This is a genomic window from Belliella buryatensis (assembly GCF_900188245.1).
Classification (GTDB): domain Bacteria; phylum Bacteroidota; class Bacteroidia; order Cytophagales; family Cyclobacteriaceae; genus Belliella; species Belliella buryatensis.
In genome coordinates this window covers 92375-113990 of record NZ_FZOK01000003.1, presented here as the reverse complement: position 1 = coordinate 113990, position 21616 = coordinate 92375, and the positions used below count along the sequence as shown (strand labels likewise).

The window sequence follows — 21616 nt, the reverse complement described above, 5'->3', positions numbered from 1 at the left end:
CTTTTAAAGCATTGTGGGTTATTGTATAAATTTGATTACGAGTAATGAATAATCATCATCCGGCAAGGTGGACTTTCCAATGTAATCGTAGAGCTCTTCAATAATTTTTTGCTGAAGTTGATCTGCATTGAGATCCTTGTATTTGTTGACTGTTTTTTTCAATCTTTCATAACCAAACTCTTCATTTTGATCATTTTTAGCTTCTACAATTCCATCTGTAAAGAGGATGAGAATATCCCCTATGGAATAGCCGACTTCTTTTTCTTGGACGTATTTTTCATACAGCTTATTCCTGACTATGCCCAAGCCCATCCCATCAATACTTAAGTATTCAGAATTATTTTTCTCAGCATTAAAAAATAGCGTAGGACAATGGCCTGCTCTGGAATACTTAAAGGTTTTTGTTTTGGTGTTGAGGACAAAATAGGAGGTAGTGATGAAGTGATTTTTTTCTAAGCAATGGCTTAAGGCGGCGTTTGCTTTGATCAGAAAATCTCGCGGACTAGGATTGAGCTGAACCAAGCTATGAAATACACCTTTCATTTGAGACATGTTGAACGCTGCTGAAGTTCCTTTACCCGAGACATCTCCTATGATGATGGCAAATTGATTGTCACCTAGCGCTTGAGTTTCGTAGTAATCTCCCCCAACTTCATCGGCAGCTTCAGAAAATCCATGAATTTGAAACGTGCTATCCTTGTGTAGCATGGATGGGAGAAGACTTCTTTGTACTCTTTGGGCGATTTGAAGTTCTTCTTTGTAACGTTCATTTTTGATCGCTTCGTTGAGCAAGCGGTAATTTTCAACTGAGATACAGGCTTGACCAACAAAAGTCGAAATGATGTTGGTCATTTCTTTGTTGAACCCATCTTTGACTTCTTTTAGAAGAAAAATCCTCCCCACAGTATCTTTATTGACTACCAATGGGATAACCATTGCAGATTTGTATTTGAAATCTTGAAGCTTACCTACATAGGTTTTGTTGTCATTAGTATTGATCTCCCATGTAAAATCTGAGAAAGGCTTGGTATCTTGGATGATTTCTTGAACGATCTTCCGCTCTTTGTTATTGATGAATCTTTGATGAATGATATTTTTATTGCCCTCCGTATCTTTCAGTTCTAGCCAAGCGGCATCTACATAAGCCGCGCTCATGCAGGAATCCATCAGGATATCTAATACCTGATTTTCATTTTCCCCGGGTTTTATGGATTGACTGAGACGTTGGAAATTGATGGCCTCTACCAGCTTTTGCTCAAATACAGAGGAGGTTGGTAGATTAAATAGGGTCACCAAGAAACTGAATATCGAATAGATAAATACAAACCCAAATAAGGAAAGTAGAAAAAGATTATCCGTTAAGTTGAGGTAGGGCGTGATGCTACCGCTATAAGAGAGTACTTGTACAAATAGGTATGCGGAAGAAATTTGAATAATCACTAGAAAAAGAATTGATTTCCATTTCTCTTTGAACGTCAAATAAGGAATCCATTTCAGATTGACTGAAAGGGCTGCTCCGAAAATTATCAGTACAGAAAGTCCGAACAAAAAACTATAGTCGAGCGTATTCTGATTGAAAAACACAAAAAACATACTGATTAATAGCCCTATTTCGAATCCTTGCCACTGATTGACTACGCGCTTGGTTCTCTGATATAGAATCAAATGCTTCCACAAGAGCGTGCAGGAAACCAAGAATAAAGTAATAAAGGCAAAGTCTACATGATAAAAGAAGTTTCTCAAAATAGGGTCTGATGCCAATCTGCTATCGCCCAATAGGTAATAGAAAATTGAAATAAAAATAGAAACGCTGGTTGCTACTATACCTGTACTAGCACCTCTCCAGATCAGATCAAGAAAATTACTCTTTTCACTATTATTGATGGAGTAGTTGTAAAAAAGATATACCATGATAAAAAATAAAACCTGTAGGATATAAGATATCTCAGGTGCTATCCCTGACTCCATTTGATTGACTGTGCCAAATAGTCTTGTAATATCAACGAAAAGTAGGGAAAGCCAGGTCATTATCGCGACCAAAAGACTTATCTTGCCGATATTTAAGTTCGGGAGTTTGAACATTTTGTTTTGTAGGTTACAATTATACACAATACAATGCAAATTTCCCGATAGAAAATACCTGCATAAGTATAAATTAATGTTAAAATCTTTAAAGAATATGATGCGATTTACTCTCCGCTTTTCATTGATCACCATGATCATCCTTTCTTCATGTACTGCTGCCGATGTCAATAGGATATTGCAATCAGCAGGTGGGCAAGGACCACTTACGCAAACAGAAGTGTCAGCGGGACTCAAAGAAGCTTTGATCCAGGGGATTAGTAAGGGCGCTGACCAAGCTTCCATGACAGATGGTTTTTTTAAAAATGAGCTTATTAAAATTTTACTTCCTGAAGACGCAAGAAGAGTGGAGTCTACATTGAGACAGATTGGTCTGGGTTCAGAAGTAGATCGTGCACTATTGGCTATCAATAGAGGCGCGGAGAAAGCTGCTCAAGAGGCAAAACCAATTTTCATCAGCGCTATAAGACAACTTACCATCCAAGATGCATTTAATATTTTGAGAGGAGAGCCAGATGCTGCCACGCAGTTTTTAAGAAGAACGACGGAAACACAGCTAATTGAATTGTTTCAACCAAGAATACAAGAATCTCTAAATGAAGTGGGAGCAACAAAATACTACGGAGACATTGCTAGTACTTACAATGCCATTCCGCTGACAAATAGAAAGATCGATCCGGATTTGAATGCTTATGTGACCAATCGAGCAATAGACGGACTCTTCAAATTAATTGCAGAAGAAGAACAAAATATTAGAAAGGACCCCATGGCGAGGACAAGTGCTTTGATGCGCCGGGTTTTTGGTGCTCAAGATTGATGGTTTAACAAAAAATTCTAAAGGTGTGATTAAAGGAATACAATATCTGTAATCACACCTTTTTCAAATTTCTGCTCTATAATTTCTATGATTTTTGATCGATTCATAGACATCTCATTCTTAATAGCGCCTGAAGTAACTTTTACGAAAAGTTTCTTATCCTTGATGTAGACAGAGGTAGTTCTACTGGCCACAGTTTTGCCCATCATCTCAGGCCAAGCTTGTATCAGCATACGCTCGTCATACTTGTCTTTTAATCGATATGTCTTGAGCAACTCCTCAAATGCCTCTTGGAGAGGCGCTATCTCCTTCTTTCTTCCTGAATTGTCTCTGTATTTTTCCATCTTGATCCAAAAGTAAACCTTTTCATCAAATAAACAGAGCACTAGCAATACTATCCGCCAATAGCTTGCCTTTCGCTGTAAGGATCAAACTAGTATTATTTACTTCAAGCAGTTTTTCCTGAATCAATTTTTGGATCATAGATGATTTGACTAGGAACAAGTCCACGTGATAAGTCTGTAAAAGGTAGTGCAGGTCTGTTCCCCAGATGGTTCTCAAAGAGGTAAGTATATACTCATTGACTAAATCTTCGTGGGATAAGTAATCAATCTCAAAAGGAGGTTTGTATGCATTTAGACTCTCAATGTATTTATTGTTATTTGAAATATTGGCACCGCGCTCTTTTCCATCAAAAGAGTGTGCGCTAGGCCCCACACCTAAATAGGGTATTCCTCTCCAGTAATTGGTGTTGTGAATAGCAAAATGTCCTTCTTTTCCAAAATTCGATATTTCATATTGGACATAGCCAGCAGATTGCATTGCAGCCTGTAAAATTTCAAATTGTTCTGCTGCAAAATCCTCTGTAGCAGGGCGAAATTTCCCTTTTGCCACCCAATTTCCCAGAGCTGTTTTTGGTTCTACAGTCAAGCAATAAGAGCTGATATGTCCTGGATCTTGGTTGATTGCTATTTCTAAATCCTTTTCCCACTTCTTATGGTCAGGACTTGGGAAGCCATATATCAGGTCTATAGATAACATAGAAAAGCCAGCGTCTTTTGCTAAGCTTATAGCCTGTAGGGATTCACTAGCTTTGTGTGCTCTATTATAAAACTTTAGAATATCTTCTTGAAAACTCTGAATGCCGATGCTCAATCTATCAAAACCCAAATGTTTCAATGATTTAAGTTTTTCTTGACTCAAATCATCAGGATTAGTCTCAATGGTAAGCTCTTCTATATCCAAAGTGAAATTTTTGTGGATGGTATTCAATACAGAATCAAGCTGTGATTGCGATAGAAGAGATGGCGTCCCTCCTCCAAAATAAATCGATTTGATTGTGTCTTTCTCAGGCAGATAGTCTTTTCTGAGGAGTAGTTCTCTGTTGATCATTTGAATCATCTCCTCGGATCGATTCAAGTTGGTACTAAAGTGGAAATCACAATAGTGGCAAGCCTGCTTGCAAAACGGGATATGAATATAAATACCTGCCAAAGGAAAAAGATTGAGTGGATAAAGATAGAGGAGATGTTCTGAAGTTTCAAAAACTACCTTAATTTTAGCTGATCATATCCAAAAAGGTTTTGACTAAGTACCAAAGTTTCATATTGATTTTCGCCAGCTTATTTTTTGCTTGCTTCCAAAGTCTTGGACAAGATAAAAATAGTATTCTGTCCTATAAGCTGACAGGTGAAATTAGTAAATCTGCCATTCAAATATCAAAAGACAGCTTGTCAAGAGAAGGACAGCTCAATTCGCTATTGGCGGAATTGTATAATGAAGGGTATTTGGGTGCAACCATATATGAGCGTAAATATTCCAATGACACGCTCTATGTGAGCTTTGGAACAGGAGCCAAGTTCAATTGGATAATATTAGATAGAGGTAATGTCGATCCAGTCTTATTGCTCAAAGCTGGATTTGATCAGAGGAGGTTTCAAAATAAACCTTTTCAATATAAAGAAGTCGCAACCCTATTTGAGCAATTGATCGCACAGGCTGAAAATGAGGGTTTCCCTTTTGCATCGGTCAAATTAGATAGTTTGGAAAGAGTAGAAAACGATTTTTCGGGAGTTTTGATGATGGATTTGGGGCCTAAAATTACATTTGATACCCTGAAAATCAGTGGCAATTCTAAAACAAATAGATTGTACCTTGCCCGATTTCTGCAGATTCTTCCTGGCGAGCCTTTTTCACAAAAAAAGATAGAACAAGCTGTAAAACAAATCAAAAATCTTCCTTATCTAAGATGGTCTGGAGAACCCGAGATTAGTTTTCAAAATGAAGAAGCTACACTTTATTTGCCTATCAATGATAGAAAGATCAATACCTTAGATGGGATCATTGGATTCTTGCCAAATGAATTCGAAGAAAGCAGGCTTTTAGTTACAGGTCAGTTTGACTTAGGACTTTTCAATGTAGGTGGTAAGGGTCGAAACTATCAACTCAATTGGCAGCGATTGAGTCAATATTCCCAAAACCTGCGGGTTTCAGCTATTGAGCCGATGGTCTTAGGGTCAATGATTGATGTAGGGGCGAGTTTTTTCTTACTTAAGGAAGACACTACTTTTCTTAACAGAGATTTTAGACTAGATTTTGGGTATAGATTCAAGTCTGATAATTATTTGAAATTTTTTGGGAGAAGACAGGCTGGTGATCTTTTAGCGACTTCGGGCTTTAGAGAAATAGAAACCTTACCTCCTACAGCTGACTTCAGGTTCAATAACTACGGGATTCAATATCAGCTTTTCAAGCTAGATGATATTTTTCTTCCTAGAAGAGGGTACTTTGGTGAGATGGAGTTTGCTATTGGGAACAAGGTAATCTTAGAAAATACAGGACTTCCACCTGTCATTTACGAGGGAGTCGAACTTAGGACTATTCAATATTATATCCGGGGGGAGCTTATGAAGCATATCTACTTCAATTCAAATTGGGGTTTGATGGGAAAAATGTCTGCTGGCATGATGGAAAATAAAAATCTCTTGGTCAACGACCTTTATCGATTAGGAGGCTTGAGAAGCATTCGTGGGTTCAACGAAAATTTCTTTTTTGCAAATAATTACGTCTATATTAATATTGAGCCAAGATTCTATTTTGATACCTATTCATATTTTATGATTTTTGTCGATGGAGGAAGGTTAGAAAATAGGGTTCAGGGTTTGAACACTGACTATCCTTATGCTGCGGGGTTGGGATTCAGTTTGGAAACTGGAAGTGGCATATTTAATTTTATATATGCTATGGGAGGTGCAAATGGTCAAGATTTTGCCCTGAACCTCTCAAAAATCCATTTTGGTTATACAGGAAGATTCTAGATTTATGAAGATATATTTTCAAGTTTTTTTATTCAACATATTTTTAATGTGCTGGAGCTTAGCTGCGCAAGCACAGGTTTTAGAGAATTATCAAAATGATTTAGCTTTTGCCAAGCAAGAAGGTTGGTTCAAGTCTTCAGAAATGATTCAAGCCACTTTGGATGTTTCACTTTTCCCTACTTCAAGTTTTCAATTTGAGTTTCCTGAAGGAGCCACAGTTTTTATTGATGATATACTTTGGTTTTTTGCTTCTCAAGACACCCTTACCACTATAGAGTTATCTGATTTGAAGTCCAAGTTTGGCTTGGAAGGTAAGAGTAGTGTCTTGATATCTGTACTCAATAAAGGTATACAGACTTCAGATGTGAGCATTCGCAAGGGGTACTTTGGTGAGAATACAAATTATTCGATTGTAGTAAAAACTGAGACAGGAATCGAGGAGCGCGAGATCAGCCGATTTTACGATTTTTTCTTTATATCACTGGTCCTTATTTTATTGTTGGTAGGATTGTATAAGCTGATCTATCCATTGGTACTTTACTATATAATTGATCCACAGTCCCTGCTTACCGCTGAAGATTTTTCGGAGACCAATGCGCTTCAGAAATTCTTCTCGTTGGATGTGATTTTTTATGTCATAATAATCAATCTATTATCATCCTTGATAGTAATGGTAGGAATTAAAGTGTTTGATTTTGCCTTATTGAAGCCAATGGTATCTAGTGGACTTAATGGGCTTTTCTTTTACTGGCTAGTTTTGACTTTGATTTTGTTTGGAGTGACTATTTTAAAGTTTCTTTTTATCAAGTTCATGACTTTTGTTTATGATTTGGGGAAAAACGAGTTTTCACATTTCTTTTATTTGCTGAGGATAGTATCCATTCTCTTGGTAGTGATCACTTTATTGATTGCTGTTTTTGCTTTGAATAGACCAGAAAATCTAAATACTATTATGACTTATGCATTCACTGTTTTTTTCTGGGCGTACATCGCAGGTGTATTTTTCCTGATGCTCATCATGATGAAGCGGATGTCATTTAATAATTACCATTTATTTGCTTACATTTGCACCGCGGAATTAGTGCCTTTTTTGATAATTTCGAAATTTATCATGGGGTAGTAAGATTCAAATTCGGATAAATAAAGAATTACAAAAGATGAGTAAATCTACTAAAGACAGATTCAGCCAGGTAAAAAGTATTTTAGTTTCCCAGCCTAAGCCGAGTGACGAAAAATCACCTTATTTTCAATTGGCAGAGAAATACCATCTCAAAATAGACTTTAGACCTTTCATTCAAGTAGAACCAGTTTCTATCAAGGATTTCAGAAAGCAAAAAATTGAGATTCTGAAACATACAGCTGTTATTTTTACTAGCAGAAATGCCATCGACCATTTTTTTACAATTTGCAAAGAACTCAAAATAGAAATGCCAGCTGATATGAAATACTTCTGCATATCTGATCAGACTGCTCACTATTTACAGAAATACATTGTTATCAGAAAGAGAAAGTTATTTGTTGGTACTAAGACAGCCTCAGATTTATTTGATTATTTCAAGAAGCATAAATCCGAAAAATACTTGTTTCCTTGCTCGGATATTAGAAAGGATGAGATTCCAGCATATTTAGCTAAAAACAATATTGAGTATACAGAAGCGGTTATTTATCATACAGTAGCAGCTGATTTATCTGACCTTAAGGATATCAAGTATGATATATTGGCTTTCTTTAGTCCTTCAGGTATCAAGTCATTGATGACAAATTTTCCAGATTTCAAGCAGAATAATACTAGAATTGCGGCATTTGGGCCGACTACAGCAGAAGCTGTGAGAGAGCAAAACTTGATTTTGGATATAGAAGCACCTATGCCAAATGCGCCAAGTATGACAGGTGCTTTGGAGCTATATATTAAGAAGGCAAATAATTTATAATATCTTTTTAATCTTTTGTGGGGTTTTTCAGTTTAAATGTGTAGAATAGGAATTGAAAAGATAAAATCTTTTAATACATGGTTAAGCTGAAAGACTTCACACTTAGATTTTTACCATTTTTGGTTTTGGTTGTTTTGTATAGCCAAGAGACCAAAGCTCAACAAGATGCCCAGTTTACACAATATATGTACAATGGGCTTTTTTATAACCCAGCCTTTGCAGGAAAAGAAAAGGGCTATAATTTCTCAGCGCTACATAGAACACAGTGGGCTAATTATTCTGGCTCCAATGGACCAGCACCGATTACACAATTATTGACAGCATCAGGTTCATTGGATAATACAAACTTGGGTTATGGGCTATCCTTTGTCAATGATAATATCGGCCCGACCACCAATCAAGAAATCAATCTTTCTGTAGGGTATCACTTCAGGCTTCGTAGAGGTGTATTAAGTTTAGGCGCTTCTGGAGGTGTCTTTTCTAGTACGCTGAAATACGACGAATTGAACTTAGTCAATCCTGATCCAGCAGTACCAGCAGCAGGAAGGGAGACACAAATGAACTTGAATGTCGGTTTTGGAGCTATTTATGATCAGAGAAATTTTTATGTAGGTATAAGCTCCAGGCATTTGAACGAGCCGAGCTTTGATTTTGGTGATGGTGCTATAGGTAATCAGTTGAGGAATCACACTTATTTGAATGCAGGATATAGAATAAGAACATTTGCATTTTGGACATTTGAGCCAAGTTTTCTTTTAAAAACAGTTTCTTTTAATAATTTTTCCTATGACCTGAGCGTTATAGCCACACATAATCAAAAAGTAAGTGCAGGTCTTGCGTATAGAGGAGAAGAATCAGTATCATTATTAGTAGGATATAGTCTTTTGAGAGACAATTCATTGAGAATAGGTTATGCATTTGACCTGGTAGTAGGAGGGCTTGAAGCCAAGTCCCCAACTAGTCATGAGTTTATGTTGACCTATAATCTACCACAGGTTTCAAGGGAATTTCAGAGAGCAATACAACGTACACCTAGATTTAGGTTTTAAAGAAAATATGTAAAATTTGACAAATGATTAGTGTTTTTGTCAAATTTTCGTTTAAATTTCGCTTTCGTTGTAAGTAAAAAATTATCAGTTATTTACATAACTTAATTACTGTCATTTATGTATAAAAAAATGATTTCAAGGTTTTTTCCGGTGATTGCGATGCTTTTAACAGCCTCGTTTTTACAAGGTTGTGGACTTTTTGGGAAGAAAGGATCTGCAAGTGAAAAGGACAATAGAAGGGGGGAAGTCACCGGTGTCGCCAAGCGTGTCGGCTGGCAGCAAAATCTTCCGATCGATATGGTAGCTGTTAAGGCAGGGACTTTTTGGATGGGACAGGCGGATGAAGATATCGCCACCACTCAATCAGCCTTCAATAGACAAGTGACCATTTCTGAGTTTTATATGGACAAGTATGAAGTGTCCAATAATAAGTACAGACAATTTGTAGAAGCAGTTAGGCTTGGAGAATATTCTTATTCTACCCCTACTACTTTGAAGGATCCACCACAATTCAATTTGGATGAAGTGCTTCCTGACACTACTGTTTGGACTTCTAGTTTCTCTTATCATTATGGTGACCCATTGATGGAGTTCTATTTTGACCACCCAGCTTTTGACAATTATCCTGTAGTCGGTGTGAGCTGGGAGCAGGCTAATATGTATTGCGAGTGGAGGACTTATCATATGAATGCGAATGATAAATCTAACTACGAGATGCCTCCTTTTAGACTTCCAACAGAAGCTGAATGGGAATATGCTGCCAAAGGAGGAAAAGATGTAGCCAAATATCCTTGGGGTGGTCCTTACCTTAAAAATAAGAGAGGTTGCTTGATGGCAAACTTCAAACCAGGCAGAGGGAATTATATTGATGATGGATTCTCCTATACAGCACCAGTAGATGTATATGCTCCAAATGGCTTTGGTTTGTATAATATGGCAGGTAATGTTTCTGAATGGGTTCTGGATGATTACAGTGAAGTAGGTACCGCTTTGACATGGGATTTGGATCCTAAGTTTACCAAAGAAGGTGAATCAAGAAAAGTAGTAAGAGGTGGTTCTTGGAAAGATATCGCACATTATCTCGAAACAAGCACTAGGACTTATGAATACCAAGATGTGAAAACAGCTCACATTGGTTTTAGAACTACTATGACCTTCATTGGCAGATCAGGTTCCATGAATGTCAGCAATAACAGAAGAAGACAACGCTAATAAACAACTCTAAAATAACTTAATCACGTACAATTACACTTTTAATTAAAATGGAACAGAACAAACAATCATTTAAGTATAAGTTTTATGGCTCTATTATGCCAAAGATTTATGGTATCGGTGCAGCAGTCGTTATCCTTGGTGCGATGTTCAAAATCTTGGATTGGCCTTTTGCAAGTTTGATGATCGGTGTCGGTCTTTCAACAGAAGCTGTTATTTTTTTCCTTTCTGCCTTTGAGCCAAAACATGAAGAGCTAGATTGGACTAAAGTCTACCCAGAATTAGCTGGTGACACTCCAGCAGAGCGTAGGGCAGCAGCTAAAGTTGCCGCTGGTCCTAGCTCTACTCAAAAACTAGATGAAATGCTTGAAAATGCTAAAATTGGACCTGAATTAATCGAAAGCTTAGGTAAGGGAATGCAAAATCTTGCTTCTTCTGCCGAGAAAATGGGTAAGTTGTCTGATGCGGCAGTCGCTACCAATGAATATGCGGAAAATGTAAAAACAGCATCTAAGACCTTGGTTGATATTAATCAATCTTATGGTAAAACAGCTGCTGCCTTGACTGAAATGTCTTCAGCTTCTACAGACGCCAAAGAATATCATACACAAGTAGTAGCAGTAACCAAAAATTTGGCTGCTTTGAATAATGTCTATGAAATGGAGTTGCAAGATGCAAATTCTCACGTGAAGACTTTGAATAAGTTTTATTCAAATATGACTTCTGCTTTGGAAGGTCTGAATGAAGCAGGTAAAGAGACTGAAGCCTTCAAAAATGAATTGGCGAAATTGAATGCCAATGTGAGTTCATTGAATAAAATATATGGTGGTATGTTATCAGCCATGAAAGGTTAAGCCCCATTTTGTATAAAAATGTTTAATCTTTTAGAGAAATAATATGGCCGGAGGTAAAGAAACCCCTAGACAACGGATGATCGGGATGATGTATCTTGTGTTAACGGCATTGTTAGCACTACAGGTATCTAATCAAATCCTACAAAAATTTGTATTGATTAATGATGGTCTAGAAAGAACATCTAAGAACTACATACAAAAGAACGAGTTTGCTGTGCAGTCCATTGCTGGTACTGTAGAGCAACAAGGTAATAATGAAAAGGATGTTCCAAAAGTAAAAGTAGCTCAAGAAATCCGTAAAAAGTCTGCTGAAGTATTCACTTACTTAGAGTCTATGAAGCAAGAATTGATCACTGCGTCCAATGCTGTAGATGATCAAGGACAATTCAAGACTTCTGCATTGAAAAACGTAGATATTCCTGGAAATATATTCAACAATAACCGCAAAGGATATGAAATGCAGGAAATTTTGAATAAGTATCCTGAGGAAGTTTCTGCAATGTTAAAGGAAATAGGTATTGAAATGAATTTTCAGCCAATTGCCAAAGATGCAAAAGAAATAGATTTGTTCAAGAATGACCCTGACGTAAGAACAAAGGACTTTGTGAATTTGACATTCGTCAAGTCTCCGATTGGTGCTGTGTTGACTTTGATTTCTCAGTTTCAAAATGAAGTTTTGAATGTAGAAAGTGAGTCATTAGTAGCAATTACTAACACTATTGGTTCGTTCTATTACAAAGCAGATATCGTTCAAGCAAGAATAGCTGCATTGTCTAATGTAGTAGCCGCTGGGACTAAATTTGAAGCCGATATGTTCATCGCTTCAAGTTCATCATCAGATGTCCCAAAAATGCTTGTGGACGGTAGAGAAGTGCCAGTAACAAACGGTTTCGGTAAGATTGAATTTACAGCTAGCCCTGGATCATACGATGATAGAGGCTTGTCTCGAAGAGTAATCAAGGGTGAAATCATCACCAATGTAGGTGGAGAAGATCAGGTATTGGATATTGAATACGAATATTTCGTTGCTCAGCCAGTTGTAAAAGTAACATCTGAGGTGGTCAATCAGCTCTATGCAGATTGTGCTAATGATTTATTCATTGATGTTCCTGCCTTAGGAAATAGCTATTCACCTTCATTTTCTGTATCTAATGGCACTGCAATTGCAGGCACAAGACCTGGACAAGTTACAATTATCCCTGGACCTTCTGGCAAGACTGTGATCGGTGTAAGTAGTGGAGGCAATAAAATTGATGATGTGAGCTATGATATCAAGCCAGTACCTATGCCAACCATAGTTCCTTCTACCACACAAGGTCCGATAGACATGAGTCAGGGTATCTCTCCGATTCAAAGTATCTTGATTAAAGCTGTAGCTGAGCCTACTTTTGCAAGAACTATGGCAAGAGATGCAAAATTCGAAGTGACTGGTGGAGAGATTACCTTAGTTAGAAGTGAAGTTCCAAGAGGTTCTGTGAGTATAGCTGGTGAAACAGTTAGTATTAGAAACCTAGCAGAGCAAGCTAGACCTGGAGATCGTTTGGTGATCAGAGTAACAGAGATTACCAGAACAAATTTCCAGAATAGAAAAATTAAAACGACTTTGCCTGCTCCACAGATTTCAAATGTTATTATCAAGTAATCATACGCTTCGGCGTGAAACATACAGCATATGAAAAAGCATGCTAAATTAATCGGGTTGTTGGTCTTCTTGGGATTGTATCTCAACACTGATCTGATGGCTCAAGTGCCTACGAGCATGAATCCATCAGGTGGAGGTGACAGGCAATTCAAGAAAGACACCGTATTTTCAATTAGACCAATCCGCGAAGATGATAAAATGTATCAGATTGCGGTTTGGAGACGAATTGATCTAAGAGAGAAGTACAATTTGCCGCTCTACGGTTCTGGGGATGCCAAGTCTAACGGGATCATGACCAATATTTACAAAGCTGTAGTAGAGGACAATGCTTTGGAGGTATTCGCAGATGAGGACTTCACTAAGCCACTATCTATTGCAGAATTCCAGAATAATTTCTGGATTGCAGCAAATGGCGATAGCATCTTTATGAAGAATCTGTATTACTTAGATTTCAGAGAAGATTTTCTATTTGATAGGCATCATTCTCAGACGAAATTTGATGTGAAGTATATAGAGCTTGTAATGCCTTCTGAGACTAATTCAAATGCTGGTCAGAAAACCATTGCTTTCATTAGATTCAAGGATTTCTACAATCATTTCCAAGATCATCCGGAGGCTAAATGGATAAATTTCCAAAATTCATCAAAAGAACTAGGTTATGATCAGGCCTTTGATTTGAGATTGTTCAGGTCAGTGGTTAGGAAGTATGCTAATAAAGATGACGCCTTGATTGTAGATATGGTAAATCCAAATCATCCAAATCAAGAATTACAAGCCTTTTTAGATGCTTTAGATTTTGAATATAGACTTCTCGATTGGGAAAATGCCCTTTGGGAATGGTAAAATAAAAGCGGCGATTGGTTTCAATCGCCGCTTTTTTTATTCAATCCTTTAATCAGAATTGCTGCTTTATTTTTACCGATCAATTGCTCGATTTCTTCTGGCTTAGCTTCATTGATTTTTTTAATTGATTTGAAATGTTTCAAGAGCTTCTCAGCCGTACCAGATCCAATTCCATCTATTTCAGTAAGCTGAGTCCCAAAGGCATGCTTACTTCTTACTTCCCTATGAAAAGTAATTGCAAAACGGTGTGCCTCGTCTCTAATTCTCTGAAGTAGCCTTAGAGATTCTGATTTTTTATCGATATGAATTGGATAGGAATCCTCAGGAAAATAGATTTCCTCTAGCCTTTTGGCTATCCCAATGATAGGGACTTTCCCGTAAATACCTAGAGTTTTTAAAGCCTCAACAGAAGAAGATAACTGACCCTTACCACCATCGATCACAATCAACTTTGGAAGTGGCTTATCTTCCTCCAGTAGTCTTTTGTATCTCCTGCCTACCACTTCTGTCATGGAAGCGAAATCATTGGGCCCTTCTACTGTTTTGATATGGTAATGTCTATATTCCTTATTGGCTGGCTTGCCATTAAGAAAACAAACCATTGAAGCAACAGGGTTGGTCCCTTGAATATTGGAATTGTCAAAACATTCTATGTGGTCGGGAAGCTCCTTGAGTGAGAGATCAGATTGAAGTTGCTTGAGTACCCTGAACTTCTTGTCTTGAACATCTCCTGCAGCCAAAGCCTTTTCTTTCTTATAGTATTTGGCATTTTTCAAAGAAAGATCTACTAGGTGTCTTTTATCTCCTATTTTAGGGACTGCAATATTGAGCCCTTCCACAGCTTCTTCGAATTCAATATTGACGAGAATTTCTGGCGATTCGCTATTGAATTGGTCCCTAAGTCTGATGATGGCTGTAAGGAGTAGTTCAGATTCTGTTTCATCTAGTTTCTTTTTTAACTCTACTGTCTTGGTCAGGTTGATACTACCATTTTTGATTTTCAAAAAGTTAACAAATGCTAGCTTCTCATCAGTGACAATTGTAAAGACATCCAAGTCTCTAATACTTGGATTGACGACCATAGACTTGGCTTGATATTTTTCAAGCAAGTCTAATTTATCCTTGAATCTTTGTGCCTTCTCAAACTCGTACTTTTCTGCAGCCTCCTGCATTCTTTGCTTGAAATAACTCTTGGCAATACCCAGATTACCTTTGAGGATATGTTTGGCTTGTTCTATATCTTTCATGTAAGCATGTTCACCTTGCAGCCCTTCACAAGGGCCAAGGCAGTTGCCAATGTGATACTCTAAACAAACCTTATATTTCTGTTCTGCAATTTTGTAAGGGCTTAGATCAAGCTTACAAGTTCTGATTGTGAATAGTCCCCTAATCAAATCTAAGACATTGTTCATAGCCTTTACACTTGCGAAGGGACCAAAGTATGTTCCTCGCCCTTTGATCATTTTCCTAGTAGGAAAGATTTGTGGGAAATTCTCCTGAGTCAATATCAGGTAAGGGTAGGTCTTATCATCCCTTAATAGGATGTTGTATTTGGGTTGTGTTTTTTTGATTAAGTTATTTTCTAATAGAAGCGCATCAAATTCAGAGTTTACTAGAGTGATTTCAATCTGTCGGATCTCTCTGACCATTCTACGGGTTTTATGATTGACACCTGCGTTTTTGACAAAGTAGCTGGCAACTCTTTTCTTTAAGCTTTTTGCTTTCCCTACATAGATGAGTTCTTTGGAATCATTGTAGTATTTATAGACTCCAGGTTGGTCGGGGAGTAAATTGTATTCTTCAGGAGTGTAAAAAGATGCTTCCATAGATTTACAAATATAAAAAAACAGCCTCACTAGAGGCTGTTAATTTGAATTGCTAAATTATTTATTTTTAGAAGTCGTTCTTCTTAGCATCATAGTCAAAGTCACTGAATCTATTGCTTTGTCTTTCATACTGATCACAGTCGATTTCTATGCTGAGTGGTCTTTCGGGTCTAGGGAAAGGCCCCTTGGTAATTCCCAAAGATTGATCTGCATAGACTTTTTCCATGTACTTTACCCAGATTGGCCTAGCCGTCCTACCGCCTTGCCCATTGACCCAGCTTCTGAAGTGGATGGCTCGATCATCACCACCTACCCATACGCCAGATACTAAGTCTTTGCTGATACCCATGTACCAGCCATCAGATGCATTTTGGGTAGTCCCTGTTTTACCGCCTAGTTCATTTCCTTCACGTAGCGCATAGGGCACGCCCTGTGAGGTACCTTTCTCTTCTTCAAATCCCCCTCTGAGCATATAGACCATCAGATAAGCATGCTCCTCTGACATGGCTGGTCGTTTTCTTGGGGTGAATTGATGAAGTAGGTTTCCATTTTTATCCTCTATTCTATCGATAAAGAAAGGTGTGATGTGCTCTCCCTTATTGACAAATGTGCCAAATGCTCCTATCATTTCATAAATTGAGACATCATTTGTACCCAATGCTAATGCAGGTACTTCTTCTAGATCACTGGTGATTCCAAGTCTTCTAGCAGTTTCCACCACTACTTTTGGACTGAGCTTTTTCATCATATAAGCTGTCACGGAGTTGATGGATTGAGCCATCGCTAGACGGATAGTCATTTTTTCATAGGTAAACTTGCCGTCGGCATTCTTTGGACTCCATGTGGGCTGACCTGGAATGTTGATTTCCACAGGTTGATCGATGACTGAGTAGCATGGGCTGTATCCGTTTTCTATTGCAGCGGCATAAACAAATGGTTTGAAAGTAGAACCAGGCTGTCTTTTCCCTTGTCTTACGTGGTCATATTTGAAGTATTTCTGATTGATACCACCAACCCATGCTTTGATATGGCCAGTCTCTGGATCCATGGATACAAAGCCAGTCTGAAGGTGCTTTTTATAATGTCGAAGTGAATCCATGGTGCTCATCAAGGTGTCTATTTCACCTTTTTCCCAAGAGAAGATCCTCATTCTTTTCTTTTCATTCAGCTTAATTTGAATTGAGTCTGGGTGTGATTCAAATCGACGCGCGAGGTTTCTATACGCTTCTGTTCTTTTGACTTGTGTCTCAAGGAAGTTTGGAATTACTCGTCCATTTTCATCAATCCAAGGGTCTCTATTGCCCATTTCTTGTTCGAATCTTTTTTGAAGATCTCGCATGTGTTCGTCTACAGCCTCTTCGGCGTAGCGCTGCATCCGACTATCTATGGTTACATATATTTTCAGCCCATCACCATAGAGATCATAGCTAGTCCCATCTGGTTTGAGATTTTCTTTGGTCCATTTGATCAACTCAGCTTTGGCAACTTCTCTGAAGTATTGAGCCATACCTTCATTGTGGCTTTGGACTTTGTAATTCAATTCTATAGGTAGTGCCCTTAAGGAATCAAATTCAGCTTTGTTGATGAAATCGTACTTTTCCATCTGTGCCAAAACCGTATTCCTTCTTCTTAAAGAATTTTCTGGATTAAATACAGGGCTGTAATAGGTGGGTGCCTTAAAAAGGCCGACTAAAACAGCAGATTCCTGAATATTGAGATCATTAGGTGTTTTGTCAAAAAACGTCTTTGCAGCTGTTTTGATCCCATAGGCATTGCTACCAAACTCGGAGGTATTGAGGTAAAGGGTTAATATTTCATTTTTAGTGTAAGCTCTTTCCAACTTGGCCGCAACTATCCATTCCTTGGTCTTGATGATCAACATGCGTAAGCCAGGAACTCTGCTGAGTAGCCCTTGGGACTCTGAAGTCCTCGTTTTGAATAGGTTTTTAGCAGTCTGTTGGGAAAGTGTACTACCACCTCCGGCACCTTGTCTTAGGATAATAGATTTGAAAAGTACTCTCCCCATACTTTGGAAATCGATTCCCGAATGCTCCTTAAAACGAATGTCTTCAGTAGCTATTAGCGCATTGATCAAGCTGGGAGCTAGGTCATTGTAAGTTACAGGACTTCGGTTTTCTCTAAAATATGTCCCTAGGAGAACCCCATCTGCTGAATATAGCTCTGAGGCTAGCTCGCTTTGAGGGTTTTCAAGAGATTTGAAATTTGGGAGTTCGCCATAAAGACCTAGGAAATTGATACTCACAGACCATACAAAAATGATAAAGCCTAAGAGGCTAGCTGCAAATATGATCCAGATATACTTAATTAATTTTTGGGTCATTATTCAATAAAATGAAGGTGTTTACTTTTATTTGTATGTTTTCTTGTAGAAGTTTCTATACTCTTCTATGTTTTTTCTTTTGTTGAGCTCTTGGAAGTTTTCGATTGATATCAAGAAACTATTTGCCTTATCTTCATTATTAATAGATTCAGTGGAGAAGACTTCCATGAATTTATCTCTGTATTCCAAGGCTTTTTCGGCATTGTTGAATGGACTCACGATGTAAATGGCATTTTCCCGATTCAAGTTCATATTGCCAGTTCTAAGTCTTGAATTGGAGAAATTGCTGTTATGAAAGCTTTCTAAGTCGCCAAGTAGACTCTTGGCATCTCGAGACTTTTCTGGTTCTAAGACGATCACAAAGATATGTGTTTGATTAGGATTTTCTTTGTATGGTGACTCTCCGGCTTCATCATCTTCTTCTGAATCAGGCTCAGCAATAGGCTCGGTTTCGGAATCGAGGTCTTCAGCTTCTTTCTCTACTTCTGGTTTTTCTCCAGTAAGTGCTATTAGCATATTTCTTGCCATTTTTGACAGCTCCGGATTTTCTGTATTTTGAATGTAGTTTTCGAGCCTAGTTTTATATCTGTCCCTATCATCGAGCTTTCCAGAAATCATCACATCTAATAAAAGAATTTTATCAGTATTTCTAGTGAGCGGGTATTCTTCTAAAGTACTGCGAAGGATTTTTCTAGCTTCAGTATAATTTCTATTCTGGTACAATTCATAGGCGATTTTATACTGATTGGAAGAGGCTATGTAAGCTCTATTTCCAGACACTCGGTCGGGGTTATTGACCGAGAAAGTAAATGGTGACTCTGGGAATTCACGGTTGAGTCTTTGGCTATAGAGTTCAGGATTTCCTCTCCCTTCTTTTTGCGCTAGATAGAGTATATAATATGCCTCTGGCTTCTTGATTGTGTTGGGATAACTGGTAATCAAGCTTTCGAGATTTTCAATTGAAAATTCAGGTTCTTTGAAATCAAAAAATAGTAGCTTACCAAGCTCAAAGTAGGCTATTTCCAGCTCATTGTTGAGTCTGTTAATGTCTTCCTCAGAGTTTGGGATTTGTCCGAGTAAGGCTTCTTTTGTAGGAATTTGCTCAAAGATGCTCTCTTCTGTGCTCTCCTCTTCGGCTATCTCAGGGTCTTCCTCTACCTCACCACTGCTTGTGGCAAAACTTTGGTTACTCCTCCTCCAGTTATCCTGGAGGGGACGATTGCCCCAGTTGCGGGTAAAGTCAATTGCTCCTTGTTGCATAGCGACGGCATTGTCAAAGTAGAAGCTTTCCCCACTACCTCGACCGCCAAATGCCAATAAATTATCAAAAATCCCGCTGTTACTTTTGCTTTTTTCTTTTGCTGCGGCTTCTTTCATCAGTCTTTCTTCTTCTGACTTGATAAAATTGGTTGCTATCAGATCTTGTTCCTCTGGACTGAGTTTACTGATTCTGATCAGACTATCATTTTTAGTGATTGTCTCAAAATGGGTGACATAATCATCTAAAATGCCTTTTTGAGCTTGAATTTGATCAAAGGCAGAATCTATTGGCCTGAAATTCATCAAGGCACTATCCAGATAGTACTTAGCCGCTCTATAATCCTTGTCAAAGTCCAAGCTGATTTCAGCCAATTTTTGATAGATATAGCCTTTCTGAATAGGGTTGTTTCCTTGCTCTTGAGCTGCTCTAATCAGTAGGTTGACAGCCTCTTCTTTTTCATCCTGCTTCAACTCAAATAGTGCTTTTTCATAAAGCACCACATCTTTTAGCTCTTTGTTTTTACTATCCTTATAAAGGTCATCATAATAGCTTCTCACTCTCCGTACATCTTTCGAGCGGTTGAGTTCGGCTACTTGTTGGGCATACAGTTGCGCAAAGAAACTTCTTTCATAAGGTGGATTTCCTTTTTGAGCTTCATTGTAGAGATTATATGCTTGAGCATCCAACCCTTCTCTTTGATAAAGTTGCGCAAGGATAAAATTGATTCTAGATTTTTCCTTTTTGTCTTTGGTATAATTCAAAGCCCTATCTAAAGCACCAATTTTTCCTTCCACGTCTTGTTGACTATCATAGTAATAAGCCAGAGTTTTGAAGAGGTGAAATCTATTTTCTTTGTTGATTCTTGATTCTTTGGAAAGGTAATCGATGACGAATACCACATCATCATAGCTTTTGAGATCGATAAAAATCCGCATCAACTGGATCAAACTGCGATGTCTCAAGTTCCTGTCTTTACTGTTGACATTGAGGTATTTGAAAGTATTGATAGCATCATCAAAATCAGCTTGATAATAATCTACCATGCCAATGAGGAAATAATTGTCATCTACCCATTTGCTTATCCTATGCCAATCAATGGCTTTTGAGGATAGTTCCCTTGCGTCTTTTAATAGTTCTCTATGCTGATCAACGGTAGCACTATCTATAGGATAAAAAATTGGCAGGACTTGACTGAAATCTTCTTTGTGATTTTTCTTGATTATATTTTCCAACTCTTGAATTTTAAGATTCGAGAGGTAGTATGCATTGTATCTTGAAGTAGTATTATGATAAAGCCTATTAGTAAAAGTATTTTTTTCAGAGGAACATGCCGAAAAAAGCAGGGTCAAAAATAAAATAATGCAGGCGAATTGCGTTTTCATTGCTGAGATCTCAAATATAAGTGTCCAAAATAAAGGATTTGGATCAATTTATTAAACGGTTTAGATTAATATTATATTTTTGGGAATTCGAATTACTTCAAAAGAGTTTTGGCAATCTATAGATTGCAGGCAGTTTTTGCCTCGTAAAATCCATTTGAAGATCTAATTTCAATCATCATAATATTCAAAAGTTGGGACTAAGAGAAAAAGCAAAGAGTTGGATAGACACGAAATTTCTTTTTGTAATCAGAAAAGAGGAGGATTTTTCTGTGATTACATCGTTGAGTATAACCAAGCTGAAAATTGGATTGATATTCATTTTGTTCCTGTTTTTTTGTTTTGCACTATCTTTATTTGCTTCGAGAACTTTTCTCAGAGCCTGGTTTGATCCAGAGTATTTGGAAACGGAGAACACTGCTCGAATTTTAGAATTATCGGATAGTATTGACTCCCTTATATTGGAAGTAAGACAGAGAGATCTGTATGTTCGAAATATTCAGATGGTCATCGCTGGAGAGACTGAGACGGGTATTACAGTCGATGATTCTGTTACATTAGAGAGCGGGGGAGGAAGGGAAATTGACCTGTTCAAGAAGAGTGAATCCACCAAAGCCATCGAGGAAGAGTTTAGAGGAGTACCTATGGATTTTTCAAGTCCGACAGTGATGATGTCAAATACTTTTACGGAAACTTATTTTTTCCCACCTATCAAAGGAGTAGTAGTAGCTGTATTTGAGCCAAATGCCAACCATTTTGGTGTAGATATAGTTGCTCTAGAAAACGAACCTGTCAAAGCTATTGCTGATGGTACAGTTATCATGTCTTCATGGACGCTTGAAACAGGTTATGTAATAGGGATACAGCATTCTAATGAATTGGTTTCCTTTTATAAGCATAATTCCGTATTATTGAAATCTGTGGGTGAACTGATCAGAGGAGGTGAGATAATATCAATCATCGGAAATACGGGTGAATTAACCACAGGTCAGCATTTGCATTTCGAGCTTTGGTATAAAGGAAGCCCACTAAATCCCCAAGAATTTATAACGTTTAATTAGT

The 21616-nt window shown here is 37.8% G+C and carries 16 protein-coding genes; 10 read left to right on the top strand and 6 right to left on the bottom strand.

All coding sequences use genetic code 11. The features are described from left to right. Positions 1-18 precede the first annotated feature (18 nt). A complete protein-coding gene (locus CHB66_RS04100) occupies positions 19-2082 on the bottom strand; it encodes a PP2C family protein-serine/threonine phosphatase (protein ID WP_089238269.1) in 2064 nt (687 codons plus the stop codon). Between the two features lie 100 nt (positions 2083-2182). Between CHB66_RS04100 and CHB66_RS04095 the strand changes: the two genes are divergently transcribed. After that, positions 2183-2899: a DUF4197 domain-containing protein gene (locus tag CHB66_RS04095; protein WP_089238583.1), complete on the top strand. Its 717-nt coding sequence runs from the start codon at positions 2183-2185 to the stop codon at positions 2897-2899. A gap of 29 nt (positions 2900-2928) precedes the next feature. On the opposite strand, the gene CHB66_RS04090 is transcribed toward CHB66_RS04095, so the two are convergent. Both CHB66_RS04090 and hemW read right to left on the bottom strand, forming a co-directional pair. Continuing rightward, positions 2929-3243: a DUF721 domain-containing protein gene (locus tag CHB66_RS04090; protein WP_089238267.1), complete on the bottom strand. Its 315-nt coding sequence runs from the start codon at positions 3241-3243 to the stop codon at positions 2929-2931. 25 nt (positions 3244-3268) lie between these two features. Beyond that, on the bottom strand, positions 3269-4393 hold the full coding sequence (gene hemW, locus CHB66_RS04085; RefSeq protein ID WP_089238265.1) for a radical SAM family heme chaperone HemW: 1125 nt from the start codon (positions 4391-4393) through the stop codon (positions 3269-3271). An 89-nt stretch (positions 4394-4482) separates the two neighbouring features. Between hemW and CHB66_RS04080 the strand changes: the two genes are divergently transcribed. The 8 genes from CHB66_RS04080 (at position 4483) to porN (ending at position 13747) form a co-directional block, all read left to right on the top strand. Continuing rightward, a complete protein-coding gene (locus CHB66_RS04080) occupies positions 4483-6216 on the top strand; it encodes a POTRA domain-containing protein (protein ID WP_245812664.1) in 1734 nt (577 codons plus the stop codon). 46 nt (positions 6217-6262) lie between these two features. Beyond that, positions 6263-7336 carry a DUF4271 domain-containing protein gene (locus CHB66_RS04075; RefSeq protein WP_170932426.1) on the top strand — a complete coding sequence of 358 codons (1074 nt, stop codon included), beginning with the start codon at positions 6263-6265 and terminating at the stop codon, positions 7334-7336. A 37-nt stretch (positions 7337-7373) separates the two neighbouring features. After that, positions 7374-8147 carry a uroporphyrinogen-III synthase gene (locus tag CHB66_RS04070; protein WP_089238261.1) on the top strand — a complete coding sequence of 258 codons (774 nt, stop codon included), beginning with the start codon at positions 7374-7376 and terminating at the stop codon, positions 8145-8147. 77 nt (positions 8148-8224) lie between these two features. After that, complete coding sequence (locus tag CHB66_RS04065; protein WP_089238259.1) at positions 8225-9196, top strand: PorP/SprF family type IX secretion system membrane protein; 972 nt, start codon at positions 8225-8227, stop codon at positions 9194-9196. A gap of 117 nt (positions 9197-9313) precedes the next feature. Continuing rightward, the gene (gene porK / locus CHB66_RS04060) at positions 9314-10408 is read left to right on the top strand and encodes a T9SS ring complex lipoprotein PorK/GldK (protein ID WP_089238257.1); all 1095 of its coding nucleotides are present in this window, start codon (positions 9314-9316) and stop codon (positions 10406-10408) included. A 50-nt stretch (positions 10409-10458) separates the two neighbouring features. Continuing rightward, positions 10459-11262 carry a type IX secretion system motor protein PorL/GldL gene (gene porL, locus CHB66_RS04055; protein ID WP_089238255.1) on the top strand — a complete coding sequence of 268 codons (804 nt, stop codon included), beginning with the start codon at positions 10459-10461 and terminating at the stop codon, positions 11260-11262. Between the two features lie 43 nt (positions 11263-11305). Beyond that, on the top strand, positions 11306-12904 hold the full coding sequence (gene porM / locus CHB66_RS04050; protein ID WP_089238253.1) for a type IX secretion system motor protein PorM/GldM: 1599 nt from the start codon (positions 11306-11308) through the stop codon (positions 12902-12904). Between the two features lie 30 nt (positions 12905-12934). After that, on the top strand, positions 12935-13747 hold the full coding sequence (gene porN / locus CHB66_RS04045) for a type IX secretion system ring subunit PorN/GldN (protein ID WP_089238251.1): 813 nt from the start codon (positions 12935-12937) through the stop codon (positions 13745-13747). A 20-nt stretch (positions 13748-13767) separates the two neighbouring features. Here the strand turns inward: porN and uvrC are convergent, their stop codons facing one another. From uvrC to porW, 3 genes are all read right to left on the bottom strand, one after another. Then, complete coding sequence (gene uvrC / locus CHB66_RS04040) at positions 13768-15573, bottom strand: excinuclease ABC subunit UvrC (RefSeq protein ID WP_089238249.1); 1806 nt, start codon at positions 15571-15573, stop codon at positions 13768-13770. A 67-nt stretch (positions 15574-15640) separates the two neighbouring features. Next, a complete protein-coding gene (locus tag CHB66_RS04035; RefSeq protein WP_089238247.1) occupies positions 15641-17914 on the bottom strand; it encodes a penicillin-binding protein 1A in 2274 nt (757 codons plus the stop codon). 27 nt (positions 17915-17941) lie between these two features. Then, on the bottom strand, positions 17942-20557 hold the full coding sequence (porW, locus tag CHB66_RS04030) for a type IX secretion system periplasmic lipoprotein PorW/SprE (RefSeq protein WP_089238245.1): 2616 nt from the start codon (positions 20555-20557) through the stop codon (positions 17942-17944). A gap of 191 nt (positions 20558-20748) precedes the next feature. Between porW and CHB66_RS04025 the strand changes: the two genes are divergently transcribed. Then, complete coding sequence (locus CHB66_RS04025) at positions 20749-21615, top strand: M23 family metallopeptidase (RefSeq protein WP_089238243.1); 867 nt, start codon at positions 20749-20751, stop codon at positions 21613-21615. Position 21616: the final 1 nt, after the last annotated feature.